The 25,194-nt window shown below is 60.2% G+C and carries 26 protein-coding genes and 1 pseudogene; 14 read left to right on the forward strand and 13 right to left on the reverse strand.

Annotated elements, in window-relative coordinates; genetic code table 11:
• Nucleotides 1-42: 42 nt before the first annotated feature.
• A complete protein-coding gene (locus RLCC275e_RS12765; RefSeq protein WP_033180727.1) occupies nucleotides 43-1,074 on the forward strand; it encodes an aldo/keto reductase in 1,032 nt (343 codons plus the stop codon).
• Nucleotides 1,075-1,212: 138 nt separating this feature from the next.
• On the opposite strand, the gene RLCC275e_RS12770 is transcribed toward RLCC275e_RS12765, so the two are convergent.
• Nucleotides 1,213-2,088, reverse strand: a complete 876-nt coding sequence (locus tag RLCC275e_RS12770) for a bifunctional helix-turn-helix transcriptional regulator/GNAT family N-acetyltransferase (protein ID WP_033180728.1) — start codon at nucleotides 2,086-2,088, stop codon at nucleotides 1,213-1,215.
• A gap of 62 nt (nucleotides 2,089-2,150) precedes the next feature.
• On the opposite strand from RLCC275e_RS12770, the gene RLCC275e_RS12775 reads away from it, so the two are divergent.
• Both RLCC275e_RS12775 and RLCC275e_RS12780 read left to right on the forward strand, forming a co-directional pair.
• Complete coding sequence (locus RLCC275e_RS12775) at nucleotides 2,151-3,047, forward strand: hypothetical protein (protein WP_033180729.1); 897 nt, start codon at nucleotides 2,151-2,153, stop codon at nucleotides 3,045-3,047.
• A gap of 209 nt (nucleotides 3,048-3,256) precedes the next feature.
• Nucleotides 3,257-4,717, forward strand: coding sequence for a DUF1963 domain-containing protein (locus tag RLCC275e_RS12780; protein ID WP_245494069.1), 1,461 nt, complete (start codon nucleotides 3,257-3,259; stop codon nucleotides 4,715-4,717).
• Nucleotides 4,718-4,777: 60 nt separating this feature from the next.
• On the opposite strand, the gene RLCC275e_RS12785 is transcribed toward RLCC275e_RS12780, so the two are convergent.
• Nucleotides 4,778-5,245: an Lrp/AsnC family transcriptional regulator gene (locus RLCC275e_RS12785; protein WP_033180730.1), complete on the reverse strand. Its 468-nt coding sequence runs from the start codon at nucleotides 5,243-5,245 to the stop codon at nucleotides 4,778-4,780.
• A 124-nt stretch (nucleotides 5,246-5,369) separates the two neighbouring features.
• On the opposite strand from RLCC275e_RS12785, the gene RLCC275e_RS12790 reads away from it, so the two are divergent.
• Both RLCC275e_RS12790 and RLCC275e_RS12795 read left to right on the forward strand, forming a co-directional pair.
• The gene (locus tag RLCC275e_RS12790) at nucleotides 5,370-6,581 is read left to right on the forward strand and encodes an argininosuccinate synthase (protein WP_033180731.1); all 1,212 of its coding nucleotides are present in this window, start codon (nucleotides 5,370-5,372) and stop codon (nucleotides 6,579-6,581) included.
• Nucleotides 6,582-6,897: 316 nt separating this feature from the next.
• Entirely contained in the window at nucleotides 6,898-7,071 is a 174-nt protein-coding gene (locus RLCC275e_RS12795; RefSeq protein WP_017994486.1) for a hypothetical protein, read from the forward strand.
• 36 nt (nucleotides 7,072-7,107) lie between these two features.
• On the opposite strand, the gene RLCC275e_RS12800 is transcribed toward RLCC275e_RS12795, so the two are convergent.
• Nucleotides 7,108-7,491, reverse strand: coding sequence for a VOC family protein (locus tag RLCC275e_RS12800; protein ID WP_033180732.1), 384 nt, complete (start codon nucleotides 7,489-7,491; stop codon nucleotides 7,108-7,110).
• Nucleotides 7,492-8,087: 596 nt separating this feature from the next.
• On the opposite strand from RLCC275e_RS12800, the gene RLCC275e_RS12805 reads away from it, so the two are divergent.
• Complete coding sequence (locus RLCC275e_RS12805; protein ID WP_033180733.1) at nucleotides 8,088-8,864, forward strand: phosphodiester glycosidase family protein; 777 nt, start codon at nucleotides 8,088-8,090, stop codon at nucleotides 8,862-8,864.
• Nucleotides 8,865-9,106: 242 nt separating this feature from the next.
• Nucleotides 9,107-9,733, forward strand: coding sequence for a 3-keto-alpha-glucoside-1,2-lyase-like domain-containing protein (locus RLCC275e_RS12810; RefSeq protein WP_033180734.1), 627 nt, complete (start codon nucleotides 9,107-9,109; stop codon nucleotides 9,731-9,733).
• Nucleotides 9,734-9,774: 41 nt separating this feature from the next.
• On the opposite strand, the gene RLCC275e_RS12815 is transcribed toward RLCC275e_RS12810, so the two are convergent.
• Nucleotides 9,775-10,416, reverse strand: coding sequence for a glutathione S-transferase family protein (locus RLCC275e_RS12815; protein WP_033180735.1), 642 nt, complete (start codon nucleotides 10,414-10,416; stop codon nucleotides 9,775-9,777).
• A gap of 88 nt (nucleotides 10,417-10,504) precedes the next feature.
• Nucleotides 10,505-12,385, reverse strand: coding sequence for an ABC transporter ATP-binding protein (locus RLCC275e_RS12820; RefSeq protein ID WP_033180736.1), 1,881 nt, complete (start codon nucleotides 12,383-12,385; stop codon nucleotides 10,505-10,507).
• Between the two features lie 213 nt (nucleotides 12,386-12,598).
• On the opposite strand from RLCC275e_RS12820, the gene RLCC275e_RS12825 reads away from it, so the two are divergent.
• Nucleotides 12,599-13,000 carry a GFA family protein gene (locus tag RLCC275e_RS12825; RefSeq protein WP_033181009.1) on the forward strand — a complete coding sequence of 134 codons (402 nt, stop codon included), beginning with the start codon at nucleotides 12,599-12,601 and terminating at the stop codon, nucleotides 12,998-13,000.
• 79 nt (nucleotides 13,001-13,079) lie between these two features.
• Here RLCC275e_RS12825 and RLCC275e_RS12830 read toward each other — a convergent pair whose 3' ends face one another.
• On the reverse strand, nucleotides 13,080-13,553 hold the full coding sequence (locus RLCC275e_RS12830) for a VOC family protein (RefSeq protein WP_033180737.1): 474 nt from the start codon (nucleotides 13,551-13,553) through the stop codon (nucleotides 13,080-13,082).
• 140 nt (nucleotides 13,554-13,693) lie between these two features.
• Between RLCC275e_RS12830 and RLCC275e_RS12835 the strand changes: the two genes are divergently transcribed.
• Entirely contained in the window at nucleotides 13,694-14,278 is a 585-nt protein-coding gene (locus tag RLCC275e_RS12835; RefSeq protein WP_033180738.1) for a nucleotidyltransferase family protein, read from the forward strand.
• Nucleotides 14,279-14,610: 332 nt separating this feature from the next.
• Here RLCC275e_RS12835 and RLCC275e_RS12840 read toward each other — a convergent pair whose 3' ends face one another.
• Together RLCC275e_RS12840 and RLCC275e_RS12845 are read right to left on the reverse strand one after the other, a co-directional pair.
• Nucleotides 14,611-15,615: a carbon-nitrogen hydrolase family protein gene (locus RLCC275e_RS12840; protein ID WP_033180739.1), complete on the reverse strand. Its 1,005-nt coding sequence runs from the start codon at nucleotides 15,613-15,615 to the stop codon at nucleotides 14,611-14,613.
• A gap of 223 nt (nucleotides 15,616-15,838) precedes the next feature.
• Nucleotides 15,839-16,228, reverse strand: coding sequence for a VOC family protein (locus tag RLCC275e_RS12845; protein ID WP_033180740.1), 390 nt, complete (start codon nucleotides 16,226-16,228; stop codon nucleotides 15,839-15,841).
• A gap of 191 nt (nucleotides 16,229-16,419) precedes the next feature.
• Between RLCC275e_RS12845 and RLCC275e_RS12850 the strand changes: the two genes are divergently transcribed.
• Complete coding sequence (locus tag RLCC275e_RS12850; RefSeq protein WP_027684007.1) at nucleotides 16,420-16,635, forward strand: hypothetical protein; 216 nt, start codon at nucleotides 16,420-16,422, stop codon at nucleotides 16,633-16,635.
• 131 nt (nucleotides 16,636-16,766) lie between these two features.
• Nucleotides 16,767-17,537 carry a 4-hydroxy-tetrahydrodipicolinate reductase gene (gene dapB, locus RLCC275e_RS12855; RefSeq protein ID WP_033180741.1) on the forward strand — a complete coding sequence of 257 codons (771 nt, stop codon included), beginning with the start codon at nucleotides 16,767-16,769 and terminating at the stop codon, nucleotides 17,535-17,537.
• Nucleotides 17,538-17,553: 16 nt separating this feature from the next.
• Here the strand turns inward: dapB and RLCC275e_RS12860 are convergent, their stop codons facing one another.
• From RLCC275e_RS12860 to RLCC275e_RS34255, 3 genes are all read right to left on the reverse strand, one after another.
• Entirely contained in the window at nucleotides 17,554-18,474 is a 921-nt protein-coding gene (locus RLCC275e_RS12860; protein WP_033181010.1) for an ornithine cyclodeaminase family protein, read from the reverse strand.
• Between the two features lie 99 nt (nucleotides 18,475-18,573).
• Nucleotides 18,574-19,080, reverse strand: a complete 507-nt coding sequence (locus RLCC275e_RS12865) for a GNAT family N-acetyltransferase (RefSeq protein WP_033180742.1) — start codon at nucleotides 19,078-19,080, stop codon at nucleotides 18,574-18,576.
• A 135-nt stretch (nucleotides 19,081-19,215) separates the two neighbouring features.
• Nucleotides 19,216-19,713 carry a hypothetical protein gene (locus RLCC275e_RS34255; RefSeq protein ID WP_130707755.1) on the reverse strand — a complete coding sequence of 166 codons (498 nt, stop codon included), beginning with the start codon at nucleotides 19,711-19,713 and terminating at the stop codon, nucleotides 19,216-19,218.
• Between the two features lie 312 nt (nucleotides 19,714-20,025).
• On the opposite strand from RLCC275e_RS34255, the gene RLCC275e_RS12870 reads away from it, so the two are divergent.
• The 3 genes and pseudogenes from RLCC275e_RS12870 to RLCC275e_RS12880 all read left to right on the forward strand — a co-directional run bounded on the left by RLCC275e_RS12870 (nucleotide 20,026) and on the right by RLCC275e_RS12880 (nucleotide 22,825).
• Nucleotides 20,026-21,429 (forward strand): pyridoxal phosphate-dependent decarboxylase family protein, encoded by a 1,404-nt coding sequence (locus tag RLCC275e_RS12870; protein WP_033181011.1) that lies wholly within the window; start codon nucleotides 20,026-20,028, stop codon nucleotides 21,427-21,429.
• A 77-nt stretch (nucleotides 21,430-21,506) separates the two neighbouring features.
• A pseudogene (locus RLCC275e_RS12875) lies at nucleotides 21,507-21,828 on the forward strand (low molecular weight protein tyrosine phosphatase family protein).
• 211 nt (nucleotides 21,829-22,039) lie between these two features.
• On the forward strand, nucleotides 22,040-22,825 hold the full coding sequence (locus RLCC275e_RS12880; protein WP_033180743.1) for a class I SAM-dependent methyltransferase: 786 nt from the start codon (nucleotides 22,040-22,042) through the stop codon (nucleotides 22,823-22,825).
• 241 nt (nucleotides 22,826-23,066) lie between these two features.
• On the opposite strand, the gene RLCC275e_RS12885 is transcribed toward RLCC275e_RS12880, so the two are convergent.
• Nucleotides 23,067-23,489 carry a TIGR02594 family protein gene (locus RLCC275e_RS12885; RefSeq protein WP_003560470.1) on the reverse strand — a complete coding sequence of 141 codons (423 nt, stop codon included), beginning with the start codon at nucleotides 23,487-23,489 and terminating at the stop codon, nucleotides 23,067-23,069.
• A gap of 502 nt (nucleotides 23,490-23,991) precedes the next feature.
• Nucleotides 23,992-25,167, reverse strand: coding sequence for an MFS transporter (locus tag RLCC275e_RS12890; protein ID WP_033181012.1), 1,176 nt, complete (start codon nucleotides 25,165-25,167; stop codon nucleotides 23,992-23,994).
• Between the last annotated feature and the right edge of the window lie 27 nt (nucleotides 25,168-25,194).

A 25,194-nucleotide genomic window follows, 5' to 3' on the forward strand; every position in this document is an offset into this window, starting at 1 on the left:
CGATGCGCACGAAGTCCGCCTCCCCAATAAAAGGAACAGACCATGCAATACCGCACGCTTGGAAGAACCGGCATCAAGGTCAGCCCCTATTGCCTCGGCGCAATGATGTTCGGCGCTGCCGGCAATCCTGACCACGAGGATTCGATCCGGATCATCCACAAGGCTCTCGATGCCGGCATAAACTTCATCGACACCGCCGATATCTACAGCCGCGGCGAATCCGAGGAGATCGTCGGCAAGGCGCTCAAGGGCCGGCGCGACGACGTCGTGCTCGCCACCAAGGCACATCTGCCGATGGGCGACGACCCGAACCGACAGGGCAATTCGCGCCGCTGGCTGATCCGCGCAGTCGAGGATTCGCTCCGTCGCCTGCAGACCGACCATATCGATCTCTACCTGATCCACCGGCCGGCACCCGATACCGACATCGAGGAGACGCTATCGGCCCTCACCGACCTGATACAGGCGGGCAAGGTGCGTGCCGTGGGATCGTCGACCTTCCCCGTCTCGGAAATCGTCGAGGCGCAATGGGTTTCCGAGCGCCGCGGGCTGGCACGTTTCCGCGCCGAGCAGCCGCCCTATTCGATCCTCAATCGTAGCATCGAACGCGAAGTGCTGCCCGCCTGCGAGCGCTATGGAATGGGCGCGTTGGTGTGGAGCCCGCTGGCGATGGGCATGCTCACCGGCAAATACCGCAAGGGCGCGCCGCAGCCCGACAGCGCCCGCGCCAAACGCTTCCCCAGGCAGATGAATGATGAGCGCCGGCTGGACGCGGTCGAACGGCTCATCCCGCTCGCGCAGCAGGCGGGGCTTTCGCTGGCACACATGGCGATGGCCTTCGCTATCGCCCATCCCGCCGTCACCTCGGCAATCATCGGCCCGCGCACGATGGAGCACTTCGACGATCTGCTTGCCGGCGCCGGGGTGAGCCTGACGGACGAAATACTCGACCGGATCGACGCGATCGTCCCGCCCGGCACCGACACCGGCCCGTTGGAGGCGGCCTATAACCCGCCTGCGGTAACGCTGCCCAGCCTGCGCCGCCGCCCGATAACAGAGCGCTTCGCCGCCTGACCAGCAGGGAGTGAGGCCCGGCCCTGCGAAGCAGGAGCGATCGATCCAGTGACTCGATCGCAGGGCCGAACACCCTGAGCCCTGCGAAGGGCCGGCAGCGGCGCCTCCCTAATTTGGACAGCACAAAGCAACCTTCGCTTAAGGACATTTCTCAAAGAACGTGTCTGGATACGGGTCGTCATTGAAACGGTCGATCTCACGCCAGCCGGTTCCGCGATAAAGCTCTGTCGCCTCGGGCAGCGCGCTGTTTGTATCCAGACGCAGGAGTTTGATGGATAACTCGCGGGCGATGTTCTCGGCGGCCGTCATAAGGCGTGTTGCGAGCCCAAGGCCACGCGCGGACGGGGCGACCCAGAGCCTTTTGATCTCCGCAACCTCGCCGCCATTGCCCTTCAGCCCGACACAGCCGATCGGCAGGCCATCCGACATGGCCACCAGGAACGCACCGCACGGACGGATCATATCCTTGGCGTCGGGATCGCGAGAAAGCGCTACATCGAAACCCTTCTCGAAGCGGCGTGCGAGTTCGCCGTAATATTCGTTCAGACAATAGCTGGCGTCCTCGTGCCGAGGGTCTTTCTCCTCGAGCACGATCTGCTCACGTCTCAGCGAGGAAGCGACGATATCCATGGCGCGCAGCAGTTCGTCCGGGCGACGATGGCGCGCCAGAAACGATTTCGCCTGCGCGTTGGAAAGCGCTTCATAAGCCTGAAACTCGGAACGGCCGGTTTCGGTCAGCCTGGCAACGCGCCGACGCGCATCCTGAGGGTTCGGCACCGTCTCGATGAGACCTTCCTCTTCCAGACTGCGCAGCAGACGGCTCATCAAGCCGGAGTCGAGACCGAGATAATCGCGGATCACCGCAACATCCGATTGCCCCCGGCCGATCGAATTGAGGACGCGGGCAGCACCCAACGGACGGCCGCGTCCGAGGAAAGACGTATCGAGAGCGCCGACTTCGGAGGTGACGGCACGGTTGAAGCGACGGACACGAGAGACAGGATCGTAGGTCATATTGTCTGACTTTAGTCAGATAATTGATCCTGTCAATTCAAAGCACTCCAGGGGGCGCGCAAATGAGCCGCGCACTCCCCGCCATCCGCTTTGCGCGCCACCATCGCCTCGCCTATGGGAATGACAGCACTCCCAAGGCCCCTCCCGTGTTCCGTTATGCTCTCCACGCCCTGATCGTTCTCATCCTGACGCTGCTGACGCAGATCGGCGGCATCGCCTATCTCGTGGCGCTGGCCGCATCGCGCGGCTGGGGCTTACGGCGATTTCTGGCAAAGCTTACAATCTTTCTGCTTTGCTATGCAGGCGCCACGCTTGCCGCGATCCTTGCCGCGCCGATCTTCGGGCGGGTTCCCCTCTCCTGCGTCGCCGGCGCCGAAGACAGGCTCGTGGTCCGCTCCCCGATCTACTGCCTGCTGAACCGCAACTACGTCACTCCAGACGTGCGCGATCTGGCAAAGGCGCTTGCCGCCGACATGGACAAGGAGTTTCCGGGAACCATCACGGTCGCGCTGGATGGGAATTTCCCCTTCGTGAGAGGCTTTCCGCTGCTGCCGCATCTGTCGCATGCCGACGGGAAAAAGCTCGACTTCGCCTATTATTACAAGGATGTGGACGGTGCCTTCCTGAATGGCGCCACCCGCTCCCCGATCGGCTATTTCGCCTTCGAGCAACCCGCCCCCGGCGACGAACTGCAATGCGAAGGGCGCAACGACTGGCTTACCACCCGCTGGAACTTCGATGCGCTGCAGCCTCTGTTTCCGACCTATCGGATCGAGGAGCAGCGCACATCGGCCGCGATCGGCTGGTTGACGAGCGAAGGCGTGACGCGCTTCGGCCTGCAGAAGATCTTCATCGAGCCGCATCTGAAGAACGCGCTCGGCATCACCGACGGCCATGTCCGCTTTCAAGGCTGCCGCGCCGCCCGCCACGACGACCATATTCATATCCAGGTGGAGTAGTTGTGGTCCGTTAGGGCCGGCGTTCGGCCAGCGGCAGGCATTCGCCTCATGGAGTCTCGAAGCGGCCCCATGCCACACTGGGTGACGGGAGGAAGGATCAACAACCTTTACGATTCTTAGGGCATCCGTGAGATAGCGTGCAACGCGCGGTGCGGCCTCCGAGGAGGAGGCAGCACCGCCGGCGCCATCTGTCAGACTTGGAACACGCAATGATCAATCGGATATCCCCCGTAGTTACGTTAGACCAAGCGGCCGCGCTGATGCGCCCTCACCGTTCTAAAAGCATAAGACTGGACCGAATCTGGCCGCCGAATGAAACCACGGGACTGCTGTCGCAGATAGGAGGACGACCGAATCTTCCGCCGGACTGGGTTTGGCCCACGATCGATTTCGAGGATGGCACAACGGCATCGTTGGATTTTCTGGCCCAAATCAATCTGGAGGAACTGCCAGACATCGAGGCTCGGGGCGCGCTTCCGAAATCCGGCATGCTCTATTTCTTTGCATTGTCGCAATCGAACGAGCCGCTCGAGTCATATGGTTCGGATGCCTGGCGCGTCCTCTACTACCCCGACAATCCGGCGGATCTGCCCAGCCGCCCGGCTCCGGAAGACGCCGGATGGAAGATCGATCATCTGGATTACGGTCAAACAGACGCAAGCAGCTACCGAAATCCGGACGGTCCCAGAGGTGAGCTTTTTCCGAGATGCACCGTTCGGTTTACTGTGATCGATGTTTGGGATCTTCCGCGATTTTCTGGACGAGATGATCCTCGGCTTCGGCCTTTCGAGGATGCCATTTGCGGGGAGCCGGCTGATCTCGACAAGCCAGCTGGCATTGCGGATGTCATCCGGACTTTCTGGAAAGATATGAATCCGTTCAAGCCCAAGACATCGAAGGCGCCAGAGCCCCCCCGAAAAGAAGCCCCGCAAGCCAGAGCCGACATCGAGATGCGCGACATCGACAGCCTGGCTTACGATTGCCTCCAAATGTTGTGCGTCGAGGAACAGCGCGATTTTTACCAATCAAGAGTCGAACTGAATCCCGAGAGCCTGCCATACCGTGCAGAAGACGCAGTCATGGTTTTGAACGAAGCGAGAAATACTTGGTTCGAGAATATATTGCCAATCGAAACCGTTCTCGACCACGAGGGCAAATACTCCGACGCTTTGCTGCAAGCCTACAACGATTGGAGGGCGCAAGCTGTCGCCCTCACTCACAACCTCGTTGCCATGGGCAGAGAAACCAGGCTTTCGCCCGAAGATCGCGGAAAGGTTCTAGACGTCTTGGAACAGAATGTCCGGCTGCAAAAGCAAGCGAGACAATATGCCTCGCACCCGCATCTCGAATTTACTTTGCGTGCATCTCTAACGACCCTTCTTTCTGATTTTCCCGGAATCGCCGAAAAGGAACCGGAATTGCTCGCGGTCGGCGATCCTGACAATCGGGTTGAGCTGAACGGATTCCTGTCTCACCGAATGTTCGGGAACGGGAAAGGGATACAAGAAGACCTCGATGATGATGAGGTTCTCTTGCTTCAACTCTGCAGCGATTCCGATGGCCCACGCTTCATGTGGTGGGACGTTGGAGCCATACGATTCTGGATCAAACGAGAAGCGCTCGAAACCTGCCAGTTTCATCTGGTCGAGGCGGAGATCGAAGGTCACTGAGAGCAGCAATGCGCCTTCGGGGCCTCGCCTGACTGACAAGGGACCACCTGTGAATGCAGCCTATCTCAACGGCAGTTCGTAGCTCCGCTTCAGCGTTTCCATCGGCACGTCGGTCTTGACGCTGAGCACACTTGGAATGCGCGTCAGGTGATCGGCCTGAAAACGCCAGTAGCTATGCAGATCGGCGGTGACGATCCGAAGCACGGCATCACATTCCCCTGTCGTCAGGTAGCACTCCATCACCTCGGGAAACCGCCTGACGGCTTCGGCGAACTGAAGCGTGACCTCGGCGTCCTGGGTCTTGAACCAAACGCGGGCAAAAACGGTCAGCCCCGCTCCGACCTTTGCAGGGTCCAGCACGGCGACGTAGCGATCGATGATCCCGGCATCTTCCAGCAGCCGGACGCGACGCAGGCACGGTGACGGCGACAGGCCTACCTCCTTCGCCAGATCGACGTTCGAAATACGCCCGTCACGCTGAAGCACGCGCAGGATATGACGGTCGATCGAGTCCAGGATGGTTGGCATTTGATAGCTCCGATTGCTGCTGCAATGGCATAATATGCCAAACTTTCGCAATTTTACGGATGCTTCGCAACCTCATTGCGCAAGACTTGGCCTATCGTTCCAGCATCGAGATGGAGATGGGTCAATGACCAAGTTAGAGAAAATTGTACTTTCTTATTCGGGCGGGCTGGATACCTCTATTATCCTCAAATGGTTGCAGGAAACCTACGGATGCGAGGTGGTGACTTTCACCGCCGATCTCGGCCAGGACGAGGAGCTCGAGCCGGCGCGCGCCAAGGCGGAAATGTCAGGGGTCAAGGACATCCGCATCGTCGATCTGCGCGAGGAGTTCGTCCGCGATTTCGTCTTTCCGATGCTGCGGGCGAACGCACTCTATGAGGGGCAGTACCTGCTGGGCAGCTCCATCGCACGGCCGCTGATTGCCAAGCATCTGGTGGGCATAGCCCGGGAGGTCGGCGCGCATGCCGTTGCTCACGGTGCGACAGGCAAGGGCAATGATCAGCTTCGTTTCGAGCTGGCCGTCAATGCGCTCGACCCATCGATTAAGGTCATTGCTCCCTGGCGCCAATGGAACATCCGCTCCCGCATGCAGCTTCTGGAATATGCCGAGAAGCATCGGATCCCGGTGCCGAGCGACAAGCGCGGCGAGGCGCCGTTCTCGATCGACGCCAACCTGCTGCACACCTCGACCGAAGGCAAGAGTCTCGAAAATCCGGCGGAGGTCGCGCCCGATCATGTCTATCAGCGCACGGTCGATCCGGTCGACGCTCCCGACACGCCGGAGATCGTCACCATCGGTTTCGAGAGGGGCGATCCGGTTTCGGTGAACGGCAAGGCCATGACGCCGGCCGCATTGCCGACCGAGCTCAATGGACGGGGCGGCCGGCACGGCGTTGGGCGGCTCGATCTGGTTGAAAACCGCTTCATCGGCATGAAGTCGAGGGGAATATACGAAACGCCGGGAGGGACGATCCTGCTCACGGCGCATCGCGGCATCGAATCGATCACGCTCGATCGCGCCGCAGCGCATCTGAAGGACGAGATCATGCCCCGCTACGCCGAGCTGATCTATAACGGCTTCTGGTTCGCACCCGAGCGGGAAATGCTGCAAGCCTTGATCGACCAAAGCCAAGCCTTCGTCAGCGGCGAAGTGACGCTCAGGCTCTACAAGGGAAGCGCTTCGGTCATCTCGCGCACGTCCCGCTGCTCACTCTACTCGGCCGACCTCGTCACCTTCGAGGAAAGCGCCATCGCCTACGATCATCATGATGCCGAAGGCTTCATCAGGCTCAACGGATTACGGCTCAGAAGCTGGGCCGCCCGCAACCGCAGATGACCGCCCGATCTTAAGTCAGCCAGCGTACTCAACGCTCGGCAGATACCGAACGAAACGGGCCGGTTCAGATACCCATAAACTGCGAAGGTCAGATGGGCGGATAGGTCAATGTCCACATTGACCGCACCTACCCTCATGGCTGACCGAAGCAGTCCCGGCATCCACAGAGAAGCGAATCCAATTTCAAACGATTTTAAAATCGCAACTCGACAAGTTAATCGATTTTAATTTTATCGTTAAAATTTTCTTGTTGCAACGCAAAAGAATTTAGACATTAATTTGTGCGGATGCTCAGTTTATTCGTTGGAGAACTCGCATGACTGTGACATTTCCGCTAACCGAAAAGCGCGACGCCGAGACATTGCTGAAACACTTGACGTCGCACAACCTCAGCTTTCCGGGAAACTGCGTCGTGTCGCTCAAGGCGCACGTCGCCCAGGTCTCATCCTCTCATACGACCGCACTCGGCACCGCCCGTACCGCATGGTAGTCCCTGAGACGTCGAATTGCGGCAATCAAACTAGCCTCAGTCGTCGTAGACGACAGCAATCTTGTTTCCGGTGGGGTCGCGCACGTAGGCGGAATACCAGTTCGGCCCGTAGTGCGGACGTAGACCAGGCGCGCCGTCGTCCGTTCCGCCGTTTGTCATGGCCGCATCGTAAAAAGCGTCCACCTCGGCATGGGACTGGGCCATGAAACCAACCATCGAGCCATTTCCGGCGCTCGCCGGTTCGCCGTTGAACGGCGTGCAAACCCACAGAACGAAACCGTCACCCTTCCCGCCTTCGGAATAGGCGCTCCATCCGGGAAATTCCCGATGTTTGCTCCATCCGATCGTTGCCAAGGTCGCATCATAAAACCCACTCGATTTGGCGGAATCGATTGCACCGACTGTTGCGTAGACACTCATGATCTTCTCTTCCCTGCTGCAGGATCGGGAGAATTCATATCGCGCCGATACGAACACAACAAGAACGATGAGTTGTGGTTTTCGCGACAAATCAGCGGATACCAATCACGCTGTGAACCAGCGATACCGGAGCCGGCAACTCCGGCATGCATCGCTAGAGTAGTGATTGATCGCAATGGTCGGTCGGCGTCTCCAATCGCACATCCTATCGTTCTTCAGCCAGTTTCTTGTCCCGTCGATGTGATCGGAGAATTTGTTCAGCCTTTTCAACAGATGGAAGTGGACGTTCTGTTCTGATGATATGAAATGCTCCGCAATTGTCATCGGGGCACCCGCAAGACACCGCGTCAACGTGATACCTAGTTTGCCCAGTTCGCTTTTGCAGAGCGTTCGTTCTCTCTTCGCTCTTCCTCGTGTCAATGATTGCACCGCGCTTTAGAAGCTTACCAACCATCGCTTCTGCCTCGTGTCGTCTTGTCAGCCTTATAATACAGCATCGTCGAGCGTCGCAACGAGCCGGAAGCCCCACCGCATCAAACTATTGAAATATCACAATTAAACGCTTCATTGGCGATATGAAAGAGAGCCCTGCACCGATGAGCTATCTCAAACACAGCGTGCTCGCCGCCGCCATCATGCTGACAGCAACGATGACATCCCTGGATCAGGCGCATGCGCAAGCATGCGAGCAGGAAAGCTTCGAAGAGGCGAAATACGTTGTCTGCACGCTGGAACCGGGCAAAGCCGACCTGCGATTGTTCTGGAAGAACGCCGATGGAGCCCCATACCGCGCGTTTTCAAGCCTAGCCGAAGCCGTTCGCGCCGAAGGGCGAACGCTGGCTTTCGCCGTCAACGCCGGGATGTACCGGGCCGATTTTTCGCCGATGGGACTCTATGTCGAGAACGGCAGGGAATTGAACCCCGCCAATACGACAGAGGCCGAAAGCTCCTCGGGTCAGGTGCCGAATTTTTATAAGAAGCCGAACGGCGTATTCTTTCTCGGTGAAACAGGCGCCGGGATACTCCCGACCGATGAATTTCTGAAACGCCGGCCCAAGGCGCGGTTCGCCACCCAGTCCGGCCCGATGCTTGTCATCGCCAACAAGCTGAACCCGATCTTCATCTTCGGCTCGACAGACCGGACCCGCCGCAGCGGTGTCGGAACCTGCGAGCGCGGCGCGGTTCGTTTCGCGATCAGCGAAGACAGTGTGAATTTCCACGATTTCGCACGCCTCTTCCGCGACCATCTGAAATGCCCGGATGCCTTGTTTCTCGATGGCGGACGCGGTGTCGGGCTTTACAATCCTGACATGGGCCACAACGACTGGTCCTGGCACGGCGGCTACGGCCCTATCTTTGGGCTTGTCGAATAGCGCATGGGAGAGTTCGCCTTCATCAACGCCCGCGATCCCGTCAGCGGGCCTTTGCATCTGGCCGGAGGCGGAGCGGCCGCTGTTCCGCCCGATACGCAAACAAAATTCGGAAGAGTCGCTTTGAAAAGCAATTGCGGCAATCGCTACGATCCTATGTCTTTCTTTGCGCGGCGATTCTAACGTCGATCGGCTGATCGATTGGAAGTCCTCAGGAGGAGATGAGTGTGAGTGATCCAGCTTCGATGTTCCTTGACCTCGCTACGGTGCCGCAGGGTTCCAAAGCAAGATCAGTCGATGTCGCGACGGCAGAAAAGGTCGGCCGAACGGCTCTGAGCGTGACGTTCGATGAGCGCACGGCCCGAGGCACCCCGAATATCGACTACATCGACATGCCGACGTTTCTCGAACTGCCGATCGAGTTTGAGAACGGCGAGATTTCGGTCGACATCCTGGGCGAGCTCCGAGCAGATGCACCCGACTACGCACGGGCATTTGCAGGGATCGCCTACCGCATAACCGAAATCGGATTCGAAGCCGTTTACCTAAGGCCTCTGAATGGTCTCCGGCTTGAGCCTCATCCTCCGCGCTCGCGTCGGGCCGTCCAGTATTTCTCCTATCCTGATTGGCGGTTCGAGCGTCTGCGCGAGGAATATCCAGACGGACGTTATGAGGCGGGAGCCGATATCAGACCCGGCGAATGGATAGAGTTGACTCTTCGGATTCAGGATCATCACGTCGCCGCGTCCGTAAACGGTGAGACGGTTCTGGAGATAACGAAGGCCAAGTCACCGCCTTCGGCCGGCCGCATCGGCCTGTTCGTCGACATCGGAACCCAAGCCTACTTCTCGAATTTGAGGATAAGCTCCTAGTTCACATGCTGATTCCATCGGTTTTGGGAGATGGGCCTTACTCAATCTGCTGCGGCAAAATGGGCGATCTGGTCGGCATGCGCCTTTGCGAAGGACGGGCGGGCCGTGGCGCGCGCGACATAATCACGGCAGGCGGGATATTCCGTCAGCCCGTCGAACCGGTTGATGAGGCGCAGCACATCGGCCATGAGGATATCGGCGACGGAGAAGGTGCCCGCCAGCCATTCGCGCCCTGCCAGGACCGGCTCCATGTGCTTCAGCCGGTGGTCCTTGAGAAACGAGTCCATAAGCCCATATGCCGGCGCATCACCCGTGATGCCGGAGAAGATCAATATCGACCAGGGCAGGCTTGCCGCCTCGACGGAATTCAGCGCCGCAAACAGCCATTCCAAAACTTCGGCGCGACGGCGCGGATCGGCAGGCATCAGCGCGTCGCTGCGATTGCCGAGATGCAGCAGGATGGCGCCGCTCTCGAAGATCGAGATGTCGCCATCGGTCAACCACGGCACCTGGCCGAAGGGCTGGTGCGCGAAATGCTCGGGCTTGCGGTCGCGGAAAGGCACGCTCTCGACGCGGTAAGGCAGGCCGCTCTCTTCCAGCGCCCAGCGCACACGCAGGTCACGCACATAACCCCTCGGAGGCTCGGGAACCCAATCGAAGGTGGTGAGGGTAAGGTCGCCCATCCGGCATCTCCATTTTTTGTTTCACGGACAAAGGACGGACGAACGGCCCGCGTTCCGACATCACCGACAAATTCTTTCAATCGGGTGGTCAGGTCGCCGGCGAGGCCGGCAAGGGTTCGTCGATGTCTTCGGGTATGAAGCCGCCGGTCTGGCGTTTCCACAGGCGGGCGAACAGGCCATCCTGCTCGACCAGTTCGTCCGGTCTACCTTCCTCCACGATGCGCCCGTGATCGAGCACGACGATCCGGTCCATCCTGGCAATGGTCGACAGGCGGTGGGCGATGGCGATCACCGTCTTTCCCTCCATGACGAGATTGAGCCTCTCCTGGATGGCGGCTTCGGATTCGCTGTCGAGGGCGGAGGTCGCCTCGTCGAGCACCAGGATCGGCGCGTCTTTCAGGAGAACGCGGGCGATGGCCACGCGCTGGCGCTGGCCGCCTGACAGTTTGATGCCGCGGTCGCCGACGAAGGCATCATAGCCCCTGCGGCCTTCGGCGTCGGAAAGATCGGCGATGAAGGCGTCGGCGCTTGCCATCTTCGCCACCGCTTCGATCTCGTCCGTCGTCGCCTCCGGCCGGCCGTAGCGGATATTGTCGCCGACCGAACGGTGCAGCAGCGCGACGTCCTGCGCGATGACGCCGATGGCTCGGCGAAGGCTTGCCTGCGTGACCGCGCGGATGTCCTGCCCGTCGATCAGGATAGCGCCGTCCTCTATGTCGTAAAAACGCAGCAGCAGGCTGACCAGCGTCGTCTTGCCAGCACCGGAGAGGCCGACGAGCCCTACCTTTTCGCCCGGCCGAACCGTCAGCGACAGGTCATCGATGACAGGTTTGCCAGACTTGTAGGCGAAGCGGACGTTCTCGAAATGGATCTCCCCACGGCTGACCGTCAGTTCGGCCGCATCCGGCCGATCGGTGATGGTGGGCGGTGTTGTCATGACCGGCATGGCATCTTTGATCGTGCCGAGCGCGCGGAAGATCTGTTGTCCCATTTGCAGGAAGGTGAAGGACCCTGCCGAGAGGCGTTGGAGGATGTAAACTGTTGCGGCGAAATCGCCCACGGTCAGGAATCGGTCAAACAGCCCCCAGAAACCAATGCCGAGCATGACGAGCCACAGCACCATGTTGAGGCAGATGACGACGAGTTCGGTTGTCCGGTAGATGCGCTGTTCGTGGTGAAGCGTATCGACCCCCTTGGACATGATCTTTCTCAGCGCACCTGCCTCGCTGTCTTCTGCTGCGAACTGCTTGACCATCTGGATGTTGCCGTAGATGTCCGTCAGGGCACCGGAGATGAGGCTGTTCTGTTTTGCCGAGCGGCGGGCGCGCTCCGTAAAATCTGGAACGACCTTGATCGCAAAGAGCACGTTGAAGGCAACCCAGACGATGACTGGCAGCGCAAGCTGCCAGGAGAGCGCGAGCAGAAGAAGAACGGAGCCGATGATCTGAAGCAGAAAGCGAGGTGCCGTCTGGAACGCGATCAGGATCTGTTGCTGAACGGCATTGGCGACCTGACCGAGCCGGGATGCGACCTGGCCGGCGAAAAGATCATGGAAGAAGGCGAGGTCCTGCCGTTCGACGGCCTTGTGCCCCTGCCATTGAATCGCAACGGGCAGGCTGATGCCGATCGTATGCGAGTTGAGAATATTGGTGATGTAGAAAAGAACGGGCATCACGGGAAAAAGCAGAAAGGCGAGGACTGCCAGCAGCCGGAAATTACTGTCGACGAAGAGTTCCACGCCGTGTGTCGTCACTCCGTCGACAATGACCGAAAGACCCCAGATGATCGTAAGGTTGATAGCTTCGATGGCCATCGAGGTCAGCGCCATGGTGATGACGACGCCCCGAAACATCGCGATGAAGTGTACGAGGACTGCCACAGGCCCCTTGGTGGGCATCGGCCGGTAGGGGATGTCGAGTGGCCGGATCAAGGTTTCGAAAGGACGATAGATCGCATCTGAAATCGACATGGGGCCGCTCGGATCAAAAATCGGGAGGAGGCGTGGACTCGGCTACGCTGGGTCGCAGAAAACCATCCTCCAGCCGCGAACTCAATTAGAAATTTCAGAAAATCCGCCAACAGGAGGTATGGAAGCAGGCGGCGGCGAAAAGCGCCAATTGCGATCATCAAGGGATTGGGGCAGGATGCGATCGTTGTATGGTGCAGGATCGAACCGACGCTCATGCTGACGGGCTCATGTCATTGCGGCAAGGCAAGCTGGACACTTGAGGGTGATCCGGGCTCGATCACCGCCTGCAACTGCACGCTTTGCCGGCGCTACGGCACGCTATGGGCCTATGACTACGAAGGAGAGCGCATCGCTCTCACCGGTGAGACCGCCTCCTACACCCGCGCCGACAGGGACGAGCCGTCTCTCGAGATAGTGTTCTGCCGATCCTGCGCCTGTGTCTTGAGCTGGCGCGGCCTGCGGCTTGGAAGGGATGGCCGCCGGCGCATGGCCGTCAACATGCGGCTTGCGCCGCCGGATCTCGTTCAGGATCTGCCTATCGATCATTTCGACGGCCTGGACACGTTTGAAGACCTTCCATCCAAGGAGCGCTGCGTGCGCGATCTCTGGTTCTGAGCCAACTGCGAGGATCGACACGCGGCCGGACCGCGGCAGATGCGAGCCCTAGTAAAAGATCGTCTTGCGCGAGACCACCTCAGCCGCGCCGCGCCGCCTCGATCGCCGCAATGTCGATCTTCCTCATCGTCATCATCGCGTCAAAAGCGCGCTTTGCCTGGCCACCACCTGCCGAGAGCGCTTCGGAGAGGACGCGTGGCGTGATCTGCCAGGACACGCCCCACTTGTCCTTGCACCAGCCACACTCGCTTTCCTGCCCGCCATTGCCGACGATGGCGTTCCAATAGCGATCGGTTTCTTCCTGATCGTCGGTTGCAATCTGAAAGGAGAAGGCCTCGGTGTGTTTGAACGCAGGACCGCCGTTCAGGCCGATGCAAGGAATACCCGCAACGATGAATTCAACAACCAGAACATCTCCCTGCTTGCCGTCAGGGTAATCTCCGGGTGCACGAATGACGGCACCCACGGCGCTATCGGGAAAAGTCGCGGCATAGAAGCGGGCAGCCGCCTCAGCGTCTTTGTCGTACCATACGCAGATCGTGTTCTTTGCCATTGCGTGATCCCTTCGCTCTTCGTTTCAATTCCCAACTGAAATAAGAGGCAAGCTGTCTTTCTCCAGCCCAGTCCGAGCGATTTCACGCGGACGATTGCGAATCGAGAATCGACCATAATCGCAGAGAGGAAGGGATAAGCGTGACCATCACCACTGAACAATTTCTAGCCCGCATCCGGCTTAATCCGGTCAACCATCTGCTGCTGGAGAAATTGCCGGCTCTTGGCCTGCCGCAGTTTATGCTGACGGCTGGCTGCCTCTTTCAGACGGTATGGAACTTGAAGGCCGGAAATGATCCAGAGCAAGGCATCAAGGATTATGACATTTTTTATTTTGACGACCACGATCTCTCATGGGAAGCCGAGGACAAAGTGATCCGTGGTGGCAAGGCTTTGCTCGGAGACCTTGCAGACAAAATTGACATAAAGAACCAGGCTCGCGTCCACCTCTGGTATGGCGAGAAGTTTGGCAAAGACTTCCCTGCCTTCAAATGCACTGAAGACGGCGTTGATCGTTATCTTATCGCCTGTACACGGCTGGGGGTGAGAGTTCATGACGGCAGCCTCTACGCGCCCGATTACTTCGACGACATGTGGCACGGCACCCTCAGGATGAACCCGCTTAACGCTCAGCCCGAATTGTTCGCTCGGAAATGCAAGCAATATCAGCAACGCTGGCCGTGGTTGCGTGTCGAGCCGGAGGCATCAGTCGACGAGCCTGGGTGAGTTCTTGATGGCGGAGCAGCCGTAGAGCAACGGGGCGAGGTAATATAAGCTTCGCCGCCCTTGCGGTCGTGCATGAAGATGAAACGCTTGCCTTTGATCATGGCAACGAAGGGCTGATTGGGCTTGCCGCCCGGCCGAACCTTGTCGATAAATTCAGCGACGGCGCGCCAGCGCCCGCTCGAGCGAAGGACTGGGTCTCGTAGGCGAAGCAGTGTTGCGCCGAAACGAACGGGACAGGAAGGGAGATGGCGGGAACCGTGGGCACGGTTCCGCCAGTGCATATGGCATCTGCTGCATTCACTTTGCCGGAATGCCGCCGACGCGACGCGGCTCTAAAACATATCCCGCCCGTCGCTGCGCGGATCGCCGGCCACGCGGTGCGGCTCGTAGAGGCCGCTCAGCGCTTTGCGCCGCCACGGCCGAGCAATATCGCCGTGATTGTCGTCGATATCGGCGAGCGATATCGCGGCCGTTCCATCCGCAGGGCATTGCGCCGCCCACCGGCCACCGGGAGCGACGATCCCGGAAGACACGGGATCAGCTAAACCGGGATGTGCCAGTATGGAGAAACTCACCCAGTACCTGTTGCTCGCCGCATACCCCTGCACCTCGGCGGCGAAGGAGGTATCATTGGCCGACGTCCCCCCAGTGGACGAAAACAGCACGCAGTGGACATCGAGCCGCTCGTATTCGGTGAAAATTTGAGGAAAGTTGCACTCCATGCCGAGCGCACAGCCGAAACGGATGCCGTCGACCTCGAAGGTCACGGGGATCGAACCCGGCGTGTACATGAAGGAGATCTTGGTGTTCGACAGCAGCCGCTCGTCGTAGCGCGTCACCAGTTCGCCGCGATCGGAGACGACATAAAGGCTGTTGTGCGGCCGGTGCGGCGGCGTCAGCGGATGCACAGAACCGATGACCGTCCAGAGCCCGAGTTCGCGCGCCAGTTTGCGCGTTATATCCAGTTCCTCACGCAACACGGCCCATTCGAACCGCCGCCAATCGGACGGCCCGATCTCTCTTGGCCCGATTTCCGACATGATGCGCTTGTTCGGCGATGATGTCGTCCCTTCGGGAAAGTGAATAAGCCGCGCCCCTGCCTCTCGCGCCTGCCGCATCAGCAGGCGCATCTCCTGTCCGCTCTGGCGAAGCTTGTCGGCATCGCGGGGATCGTCGGCATGGGTGGTCTGGGCCACGGCAAGACGCAAGCGCCTTGCCTCAGGCAGTGCATCGTTCGCCGACCTGGGAAGAACATGCATGCGGGCGGCGGTGTAGGATTCACCCGTCTTGGCGGCGCGCGCACGCACCCGCCGTTTGAAATTTCCATTTTCAGTCATATCAGGGCCTCTCACGTTCCGGACATCGTTCCCCAGCAACAGGCCCGAAACATCAGGACCAAGGATCACGACCCGAGACGAAAGTCCCTTTGCCTCCGGTTGAAGACCCTGCTGGGGAAGGTCCTGGGAGGTTCGGCGTTAGGCCACGCCGACACAAAGATGCCGAGGCGACCGCGATTCGTCAATTCGGGGAATGGCCGGGATAGGCCGGCGCCGAGGCTGCCTACTTCGGGCGGTCCACCTTATCCACGCGCCACGGCGGATCGGTGCGGTTCGATCCGGCGAAATAAAGGATGATGCGGTTAACGCCGGGGTCGAAAAGCTCCGCCTCGCGCCAGAGCCAGCTCTTATCCTTCGGTCCGGTGACGAAACGAAGACCGGCCTCGCTGAGACTGCCGACCGTCTCGTCCAGCTTCTCGCACTCGAAATACACCGTGGTGCCGCCACCGCCGCCTTCGCCCTGATGCAGGGAGAAGGTGCTGTCCCCGTCCGGGCAGACGAAGCGCGCATAGCGAGGACGGGCGTCGACGACGGGCTTGAGACCGAGAGCGCAGTAGAAGTTCCAGCCCGCATCGAGGTCAGGCATCGTAACGGTTACTTGATTCAGGCGCATGATCTATCTCCTCGGCTGAGTTCGCCCAAAACGGTGCGGCGGCTTGGCACCACGACATTCATAAAAACAAAGACCTGAAGCCATCGCATGAATCAAATTCTAAGCGAGCAGTTTTAGTGTCATCGACACAAAACTCGTGTCAGACTGTGCAAACTGCGCGCGCCGCCGCACCGATCGAGAGGGCCGAAGCCATGCACAAGTTCACCGTATCAATCACTCGGGAGATCGAGGCCGACACCGCCGAGGAGGCCGCCTTGCTCCTGTACCAGGAACTATCAAGGGGACCGATCCCCGACCGCTACTTGGTCGTCGACGAGACGAAGGCTGCCACGGAGGTGAAGCTGGACCGGGACAAGGCAGACGAATTCGCCAGCATCGATCACACCGCCGATCCCGGCAACTGGTAAGCGGCAGAAGACCAGAGGAGATCCCTGCTTTGCGCCGGGAGCTCAATTGCGGTAGTTGCAGATCCCGTTCGCCGGCGTAATGCCGATGCAAGCAGCCGTCCGTCGGAAATGTCGCCAGCCAAGGAAAGTCCGTGACCTCACCAATCAAAATAGCCGTCGCCGGCGCGAACGGCCGCATGGGGCGCGCCATCCTGCCGCTGCTGGCGGCCGATCCGGATTTTGCGTTCGTCGGCGGCATCGGCCGCGAGGGATCCGCGGGCGCCGGGTTGATCGACCGTTCGGCTGCGATCGGAGCGGCCGACGTGATCCTGGATTTCACGACGGGACGTGCTGCCGCCGAACTTGCCGGCCTGTGCGCGTCGGCCGGCGGACCGGCCTTGGTGATCGGGGCGACGGGTTTCGAGCCGGATGAGCTCGAACGGATCGCAAAGGCCGCCGGCGCGATTCCGATCCTGCGCTCCGGCAATTTCTCCATCGGCGTCAACATGCTGGTCGGCCTGGTCGCCCAGGCCGCGCGCGCCCTTCCCGCCAATGGCTGGGATATCGAAATCCTCGAAGCCCATCACAACAGGAAGATCGACGCGCCGTCGGGTACGGCGCTGATGCTTGGCGAAGCCGCGGCCGAGGGCCGTGGCGTTTCCCTTGCATCCGTCGAGCGGCGCGGGCGTGACGGCATCACCGGTGAGCGGCCACCCGGCGAAATCGGCTTTGCCGTGTTGCGGGCCGGCGGGCTGGTCGGAGAACACAGCGTCCTGTTTGCCGCCGCCGAGGAAGTCGTGACGCTCTCGCATTCGGCTCTCGACCGCGGCATGTTCGCCCGCGGCGCGCTTGCCGCCGCCCGCTGGATCGCAGGGCGCGCACCCGGCGAATACGCCATGGGGGATGTGCTGGGTCTGGCGTGAATAAAGGGAAACAGGCTCACAGCATATCGAGGATTGCCGAGGCGACGACGACTTCGGTTCCAGCCAAGCCGACGGAGCAAAACAGCGTCGTATCGCCAGGCGATCCTCGCCCCGCCGCTTTCACGGCCATGATATCGGCAAGGTCGGCCATGCGGTGCTCATTGCCGGAGCCGGTCAGGAAAAAGGGCGAAGCATAAGCGCGCGTCTGTTCGGGAGAGTCCGTTGCGATCACGGCTGCGGCATCGGCGATATCCAGGCCGAGTTCGTATCCCTCACGCGTTTTCGGGCCGACGGTACTGACGTGCACGCCGGGCTTCAAATCCCGCGCATGGATGACGGGCATTCGGCTCGTCGTCGCACAGATGACAATGTCGGCGTCATCGACGGCTTCAGAGGCGCTGCCTGCAGGCTCCACTTCAATACCCAAGGCGTGCTGCATCTCAGTTGCAAAGGCGGCGCGATTCCTCTCGTCGCGGCTATAGACGCGGGCGCGGTCCAGTTTTCGAACGGCGGCGGCCGCGGCAAGCTGGGTTCGCGCTTGCGCTCCGCTGCCGAGGATCCCGACGATGCTGGCGTCAGGCGCGCTGAGATACCGGATGGCGAGCCCTCCGATCGCACCGGTTCTGAGGTTGCCGAGACGCTCTCCGAGAATAATGCCCTTGAGCTTCGCGTCGTCGACCGACCACACAGCGACGATCTGCGAATGCTCCGCCCCGTCGAATGTTTCATAGACCCGGAAGCCCGCAAGCGGTTTATCGCTGAGGATGCCGCCGACGGTGAAGACAAGATCGCCTCGATCGGGAAACGAGACATGGTGCCGGGGCGGAGAGATCAGCCGATTGCCGGCTCTCGCGAGAAAGGCGGTCTCGAGCGCATCGATTGCGACCGCCATCAACGCGCTGCCGACCAGATCCTCATCTTTCAGAATTTTCGTCACGGCCAAGCCTCCAGCCCATGCCGGCATGCTGCAACCCCAACCCCACTTGAGGTCAATAGGTGAGGCTAGCCGATATGCGCCGAAACATCCGCGTGAGACCTAACCGACCAGACGGCGAGCCATCATGACGTCGTCGATCTCCCTGCCCTCCTCCAGAACCCCGCCGGGAATCCTGCCGATCTCGGAGAAGCCTTCCCGCTGATAGAAGCGTATTGCCGCCGGGTTCTCCGCGCTGACGAAGAGTTCCAGTTGCAGGATGCCGATATCGCGCGCGTGATCGGCCACCGCGCCGAGCAGCCTGCCGGCAAGGCCCGTTCCGCGCAGGCTCCTTCTCACGTAAACCATGATGATCGTCGCGCGATGGGCCATCTTGCTCGACCGCTGTCGAACTAGGCCGGTTATGCCGACGGGTTCGTCACCCTGAAAGGCGATGAAAACCGGCTCATTCAGGCGGTTGCGCCACTCCTCGAGAGAAAGAGCCTCCCAGTCCTCGTAGCGGCTTGCAAAGAGGGACGGTTCGGTGCGGAGCGCTTCCAGACGGATGCAGCGGAAAGCCTCCACTTCGTCTGCCCTGACATGCCTGATCGTCGTGCCACTTCCATCCATCGGGACCTCCTGCGAGATGAGAGGTAGTGTCAATACAGATGACCTCAGCCGATGCAACCGATGTCAGGAAGCTTCGTAGTTCAGCATATGCTCGAAGTTACGAGATCGAACGGAAATCCATCATCTCAGCGCCGATCACTGCGCCGGGCTCCCCAGCCGACCGCCCTTCCGGACTACCGGTTCACCGCTTGGACCGACCACCGATTGATCGGTTGGCCTCGCAGCCGGTTCGCCGGTTGGTCCGACCGCAGGTTCTCGCGCTGGCCCGTCGACCGGCTGGCGGGTAGATCGGACGACCAAGGGATCGGCTTGCTGGACGGCGGCCTGATCGGCTGTTGGCCCGGGCACCGGCTTGCCGGTTGCCGCCGGCACAGGCTCGCCGGTTGCCCCCGGCACAGGCTTGCCGGTTGCCGCGTTCAACGGCTCACCGGTTGGTCGGGCTGCCGATTGCTCGGTTGGTCCGGCAACTGGCTCATCAGTTGGTCCGGCGACCAATTGATCGGTTGGCTTGTCGATCGTGAACGGTACAACTTCATGGGTAATGAAGAGAAGAACTATCCCGACCAACGTGCACGTCAGCGCGTAGAGAAGGAAATATTTCAGTGCATATCCCTCGCTTATTGGCAGCACCAACTTGACAATGGTGCAAATGATATTTCCGCATCATTGAACGATACTTGAAGAGAAGGCAATCATTTTCAACAAGAGCCACGAATTTCAAAAATGGACAGAACGGGATAAGGTAGTTGTTGTAGATATTTAGGAAGCGCCTCCCCGATGCTCAATTTGTCTTGAGGTCTCGGCAAGCCCAAGGAAGGCCCCGGAATCCAGATCCGGGATCTGCCAGGCGAAGACAGCCTCGGCGATATGGGCTAGATTGCGTGTGCCGGCAGCCTGCTTTCGAGGGTGAGCCCCTGCATGATCGGTGGCGGCAGGGGGATCCGTATGTCGGCAATCGCATCTCTGTTTCAGGAAGCCGCCCGCCTTGCAGCGGGGTTCCGGCAGGCAGCGCCCGCTCGTCATGTGCCTGCCCACGACTATGCAGCCTCGCTTGCCTGTTTCGACGAACCGCTGCCGGCGGCTGGTTCAGATATGCTTGATGTCATCAGGCGCCTCTCGGACGGCGCCGAACCCGGGCTGCATGCGACGACAGGGCCGCGCTTTTTCGGCTGGGTCATCGGCGGCTCCCATCCGGTCGGCGTCGCGGCCGATTTCCTCACCAGCGCCTGGGGCCAGAATGCCGGAAACCATGTCGTCGCCCCGGCCGCGTCCGCCGTCGAGACCGTCGCGGCGAGATGGCTTCTCGATCTCCTTAAGTTGCCTGCCGAAAGCTCGGTCGGTTTCGTCACGGGTGCGACGGTGGCGAACTTTACCTGCCTTGCCGCCGCGCGCGGCGAGGTGCTGCGCCAAGTGGGATGGGATGCCGATGCAAAGGGCCTGTTCGGAGCGCCTGAGATTACCGTGCTGATCGGCGACGACGCCCACACCACCGTCTTCTCCGCGTTGCAATTCCTCGGCCTCGGGCATGATCGCGTGCTCCGCCTGCCCACCGACACGATGGGACGGATAGATCCGGCCGCGCTGACGGCCACGCTCGATACTGTCTCTGGACCCATCATCGCCGTTCTCCAGGCGGGGCAGATCAACACTGGCGCCTTCGACGATTTCGCCGCCATCATCCCGCTATTGAAGGCGAAAGGCGCCTGGGTGCATGTCGATGGCGCCTTTGGCCTCTGGGCGCAGGCGTCAGCGAAGACCAGCCACCTCAGCCGCGGCATCGAAGCGGCCGACAGCTGGGCGACCGACGGCCACAAATGGCTGCAGACGCCCTATGATTGCGGCTATGCCATCGTCCGCGACGAACTCGCCCATCGCCGGGCGATGACGATCGCCGCGAGCTACCTGCCGCTCGCCGGGCAAGGCGAACGCGATCCCTCCCATTATGTGCCCGAGCTTTCGAGAAGGGCACGCGGCTTTGCCACCTGGGCGATGCTGAAACATCTCGGCCGCGACGGCATCACCACCCTCATCGACCAGTGCTGCGCCTCAGCGCGGCTGATCGCCGATCTCCTGTCGCGGCAACCGGGCATCGGCATACTGAACGACGTCGTACTGAACCAGCTCGTCATCCGCTTCGGAACGGACTTGCCCCCCGAAGAAGGCGACGCACTGACGCGAAAGACGATCGAAAAGATCCAGGCGGACGGTATGATCTTCGCCGGCGGCGCCAAATGGCGCGGCCGCGACGTGCTGCGCCTCTCCGTCACCAATTTCCAGACGACATCAGATGAGGCGCAACGCGCCGCACAAAGCATCATCACCGCGTTCAAGAGTGTCAGCCGAGGGTGACGCATCAACTCCCTTGGTTCGCTCGGACACGGAATTGTGCTATCGCCGGCCTCGTTCACTCCGGGAGAGATCGAAGCGTGAAAAACGTCCTGTTCGTCTGCAGTCAGAACAAGCTTCGCAGCCCGACGGCCGAACAGGTCTTCGCGAACTGGCCGGAGATCGAGGTCTCCTCGGCCGGCACGAACAAGGATGCCGAAAACCCATTATCGAACGAACTGATCGAATGGGCCGATATCGTCTTCGTCATGGAGAAGGCTCATCGTTCGAAAGTCCAGGGCAAGTACCGGTCAGCTCTCAAGGACAAAGCGGTTGATCTGCCTTCATATTCCTGACGATTACGATTTCATGGATCCCGCGCTCGTGCAGCTGCTGAAGGCAAAGGTGCCTCGGCATCTCTAAGCAGTCATGCGACCGCAAAATCCTTGATCTGAATTCGGCTGCAGGGGATCCTGGTCCTCAATGTTTCTATGGTCGAGGGCGATGCGAATGGGCCTCACCAGCTCATCCGCGATGGACTGCATGGCCGCCATCCCTTTAGCGACCGTCTTCCCATTGCCGCACGCTCCGCCTATAGCTCCCCGCCCGTCCCGATCGCGCAAGGAGGAAAGCCATGAACGCCAATGATGTCGCCGCCCATTGGGAGAGCAATGCCGAGACCTGGACGATCTATAGCCGCGCCGGCTATGACAAATACCGCGACGCGCTGAACACGCCGGCCTTTCTGGACATGCTGCCGACGGTAGCAAACCTTGCCGGGCTCGACCTGGGCTGCGGCGAAGGCTCCAACACCCGCGCCGTCGCCCGCCTCGGCGCCCGCATGACCGGGCTCGACATCGCGCCGACCTTCATTCGCTATGCCCGCGAGAGCGAGGCTGAAGCGCCGCTCGGCATCGACTATGTGCTCGGCGACGGCCAGAGCATCGATTTCCCCGAGGCGGTTTTCGATTTCGTCACCGCCTTCATGTCGATGATGGACATGGCCGACCAGCGCGAGGTGCTGAAGGGCATCCACCGGGTTTTGAAGCCGGGCGGTTTCCTGCAGTTTTCGATCCTGCACCCCTGTTTTGTGCCGCCGACGCGCCGCAATATCCGCAATCAGGCTGGCGAGCCCGTCGCGGTGGAGATCGCCGACTATTTCGATGAGAGCGACGGCCGGATCGATCGCTGGATCTTCTCCTCCATCCCCGAGGCCGAACGGGCGACACTGACGCCGTTTGCCGTCCCGCGTTTTCACCGGACGCTGTCGACCTGGGTGTCGATGATCGTCGAAGCGGGACTGACGATCGAAGCTTTCGGCGAGCCCATGGCCTCAGTCGAGGTGGCGCTCGCCGAGCCAATGGTCGCCGATACCCGCATCGCGCCGATCTTCCTCCACGTCAGGGCGCGTAAGACCTGAAAGCCCACTTGCCGGCGGCTGCCGTCGAGGTCGGAACGATTTTTGAGAAGCCAAACTTTTTCCGGGAAAGCCCGAAACATCAGCGGCAAAAACTGCCTGCCTGTTTTTTGGAAAGTTAGTCCCTTAAAAGCCTCTCTATCAACGGCAAGATATTGAATTCAATTATCTTTTGCAGACAAGAGGTTTTTAAGGGCGATACTTCGCCTTTTTCAGAAGCGATGCCTGCTCCCTTAGGCTGGCATCATCGTCGCACCGCGACGACCGAGCTGGCGCGGTATCTGGACAGCTGGACCCGGTTGGATTGGTTGCCGCCGAACAGGTAGACGTACTGCCGGCGCTGGTCGATGTGATCGAACAGGCTGACATGAAAGCGCCTGCCGGTGCGGATCACCACGACATCCCCTCGCCTGGCGGCGCGGAAGAACACCGGCTTGCCGAACTTCCTCCACGACGCCGCCATGTTGGGGTTGGGCGGCGGTTGTCGCGAAGATCGCTTGGCGACAAAGGCCAAGAACGCCCCGCACCACGATACCCTGCGCGGATTGATGCTGAGGAAGGAGATGGAGCGTTCGTGCATGCTCTTATACTTGGACGCCGTGCCGAGCATGTCTGCCTCACAGGGCACGGCAAGCGCCGTGAGGATGATGACGAGAATAACCTTCATAGTTACCCACCATTGTTTGTATAATGTTGAAATTCCGAAATGTGGCGAAGAATAAAACAGGCGCAGCAACGTAGATGCGAATTATGGCGTGATTTAGAAACAACTAATACTGGCATTTTGGCGGCGGAAATTTGTCCGAAGCGAGGCGCGGAGCTCCATAGGCAAGCCTCCCTTAACTGCCGGGGACGGCCATCACAAAGCCTGCAAAACATGTGTTTTACTAGGCCGAAAGGCTGGAATTTCGCCATCCCAACCAGGTCCATTCAGACGAGAATGGACGGTGTCTGCAATGCTTGAGCAGCAAAACCATTCGCCAAGAGTTGACGACAGTGCACGGAATTAGTTCCTCACCTATACGAGCTATATTTCCGATGGCCGTTCATAATACTTCAATGCGATAGGAAATACATTGCGCTCGCCCAATTCATCAGCGAAAGCCGGAGGTTGCCCCTCCGCTTGCTGAGGTGAACGAGCTTACGACAGCGGAGGCCGGCGTGGCGTGTCAACCGTGTGGTTGCACCGGTTCGGGCTGGCTTGTGACCGGGGCAGAATCAGCGGCAAGTGCCTTGGTGACCAGCAGTGCTGCGGCGAGAACAGGGACGACCGCCCAGTATGAAAAGCGGATGCCGAAGTGTTCGGCAACGAAGCCGAGCAGTGGCGGCCCGGCGAAAAACACAAGGAACGTCGTCTGCCCGAGCGCTGCAACGTTGACGGGTGCGGGTCGATCCGTGCGTCGGGCAGCAGCCGAGATGGCAAGCGGATAGACTGAAGAGCAGCCGATACCCGTCAGGCCAAAGCCTGCGAGCGCGATAACAGGATGTGCCGCCGTCGCAACCATGACAACACCGATGGCCGCGATCCCAAGGAGAGTGATTGCGACCGGGCGCGGATTGAAGCGGTCAATGACAGGGTCCATGCCGAGACGCCCGATGGCGATGAACGAGGAGAAAATGGTCACGCTGAGCCCGCCGACGAAGGGTTCGACCGCGAATACGTCGCGCATATAGATCGCCGACCAATCGACGCTTGCGCCTTCGGCAAGAAGCGGAGCTGCAGCGACAAGGCAAAGGGGGAGCAGTCCGATTGTCGGAAAAGCGATGATCGGCGTATCTCCGGGGTGAGCGTCCTGCCGCCGGGGCGCATTTTCGATCCCCGAAAAAACGATCGACCCGGCAATCAAGACCGCCACGAGGACGATGAAGCTATGCAGTTCGATGGAGACGGCAGCCTGTCGCATGCCGGCGGCAACAAGGGCGGTGATGCAGAAGCCGAGGCTCCACATGCCGTGAGCCCGGCTCATGATGCGGTATCCAAGCAGCGCCTCATGGCGATCGGTTTCGATATTGGCGTTGATCTCGAATGCGCCGGTGAAAATGCCGGCAATGAAGAACAATGGCACTGCCACCAGAGCTGAAGGCATCCAGGGGATCAGCGCGAAAAACAGCGCCGCACCGAAGACGGTGACGAAGGCCGTGGTGCGCGCACCGAGCCACTCGATGAACCTCACCGAGAACGTCAACCCGCAGAGAACCCCGGAAGACAGAACGGCGAGCAGAAGGCCAAGCTCCCCTTCGGTCAGGCTGAACTTGACCTGAAGATCGGGCAGCCGTGAAACAAACGCGCCTAAGGAGAGGGCCACGGCAAACTGAATGAAGAAAATGCGGTGGTGCGGCTTCATCTCGGGACAATGCTCCGATTGGCGCGG

It is taken from the genome of Rhizobium brockwellii, assembly GCF_000769405.2.
GTDB lineage: Bacteria > Pseudomonadota > Alphaproteobacteria > Rhizobiales > Rhizobiaceae > Rhizobium > Rhizobium brockwellii.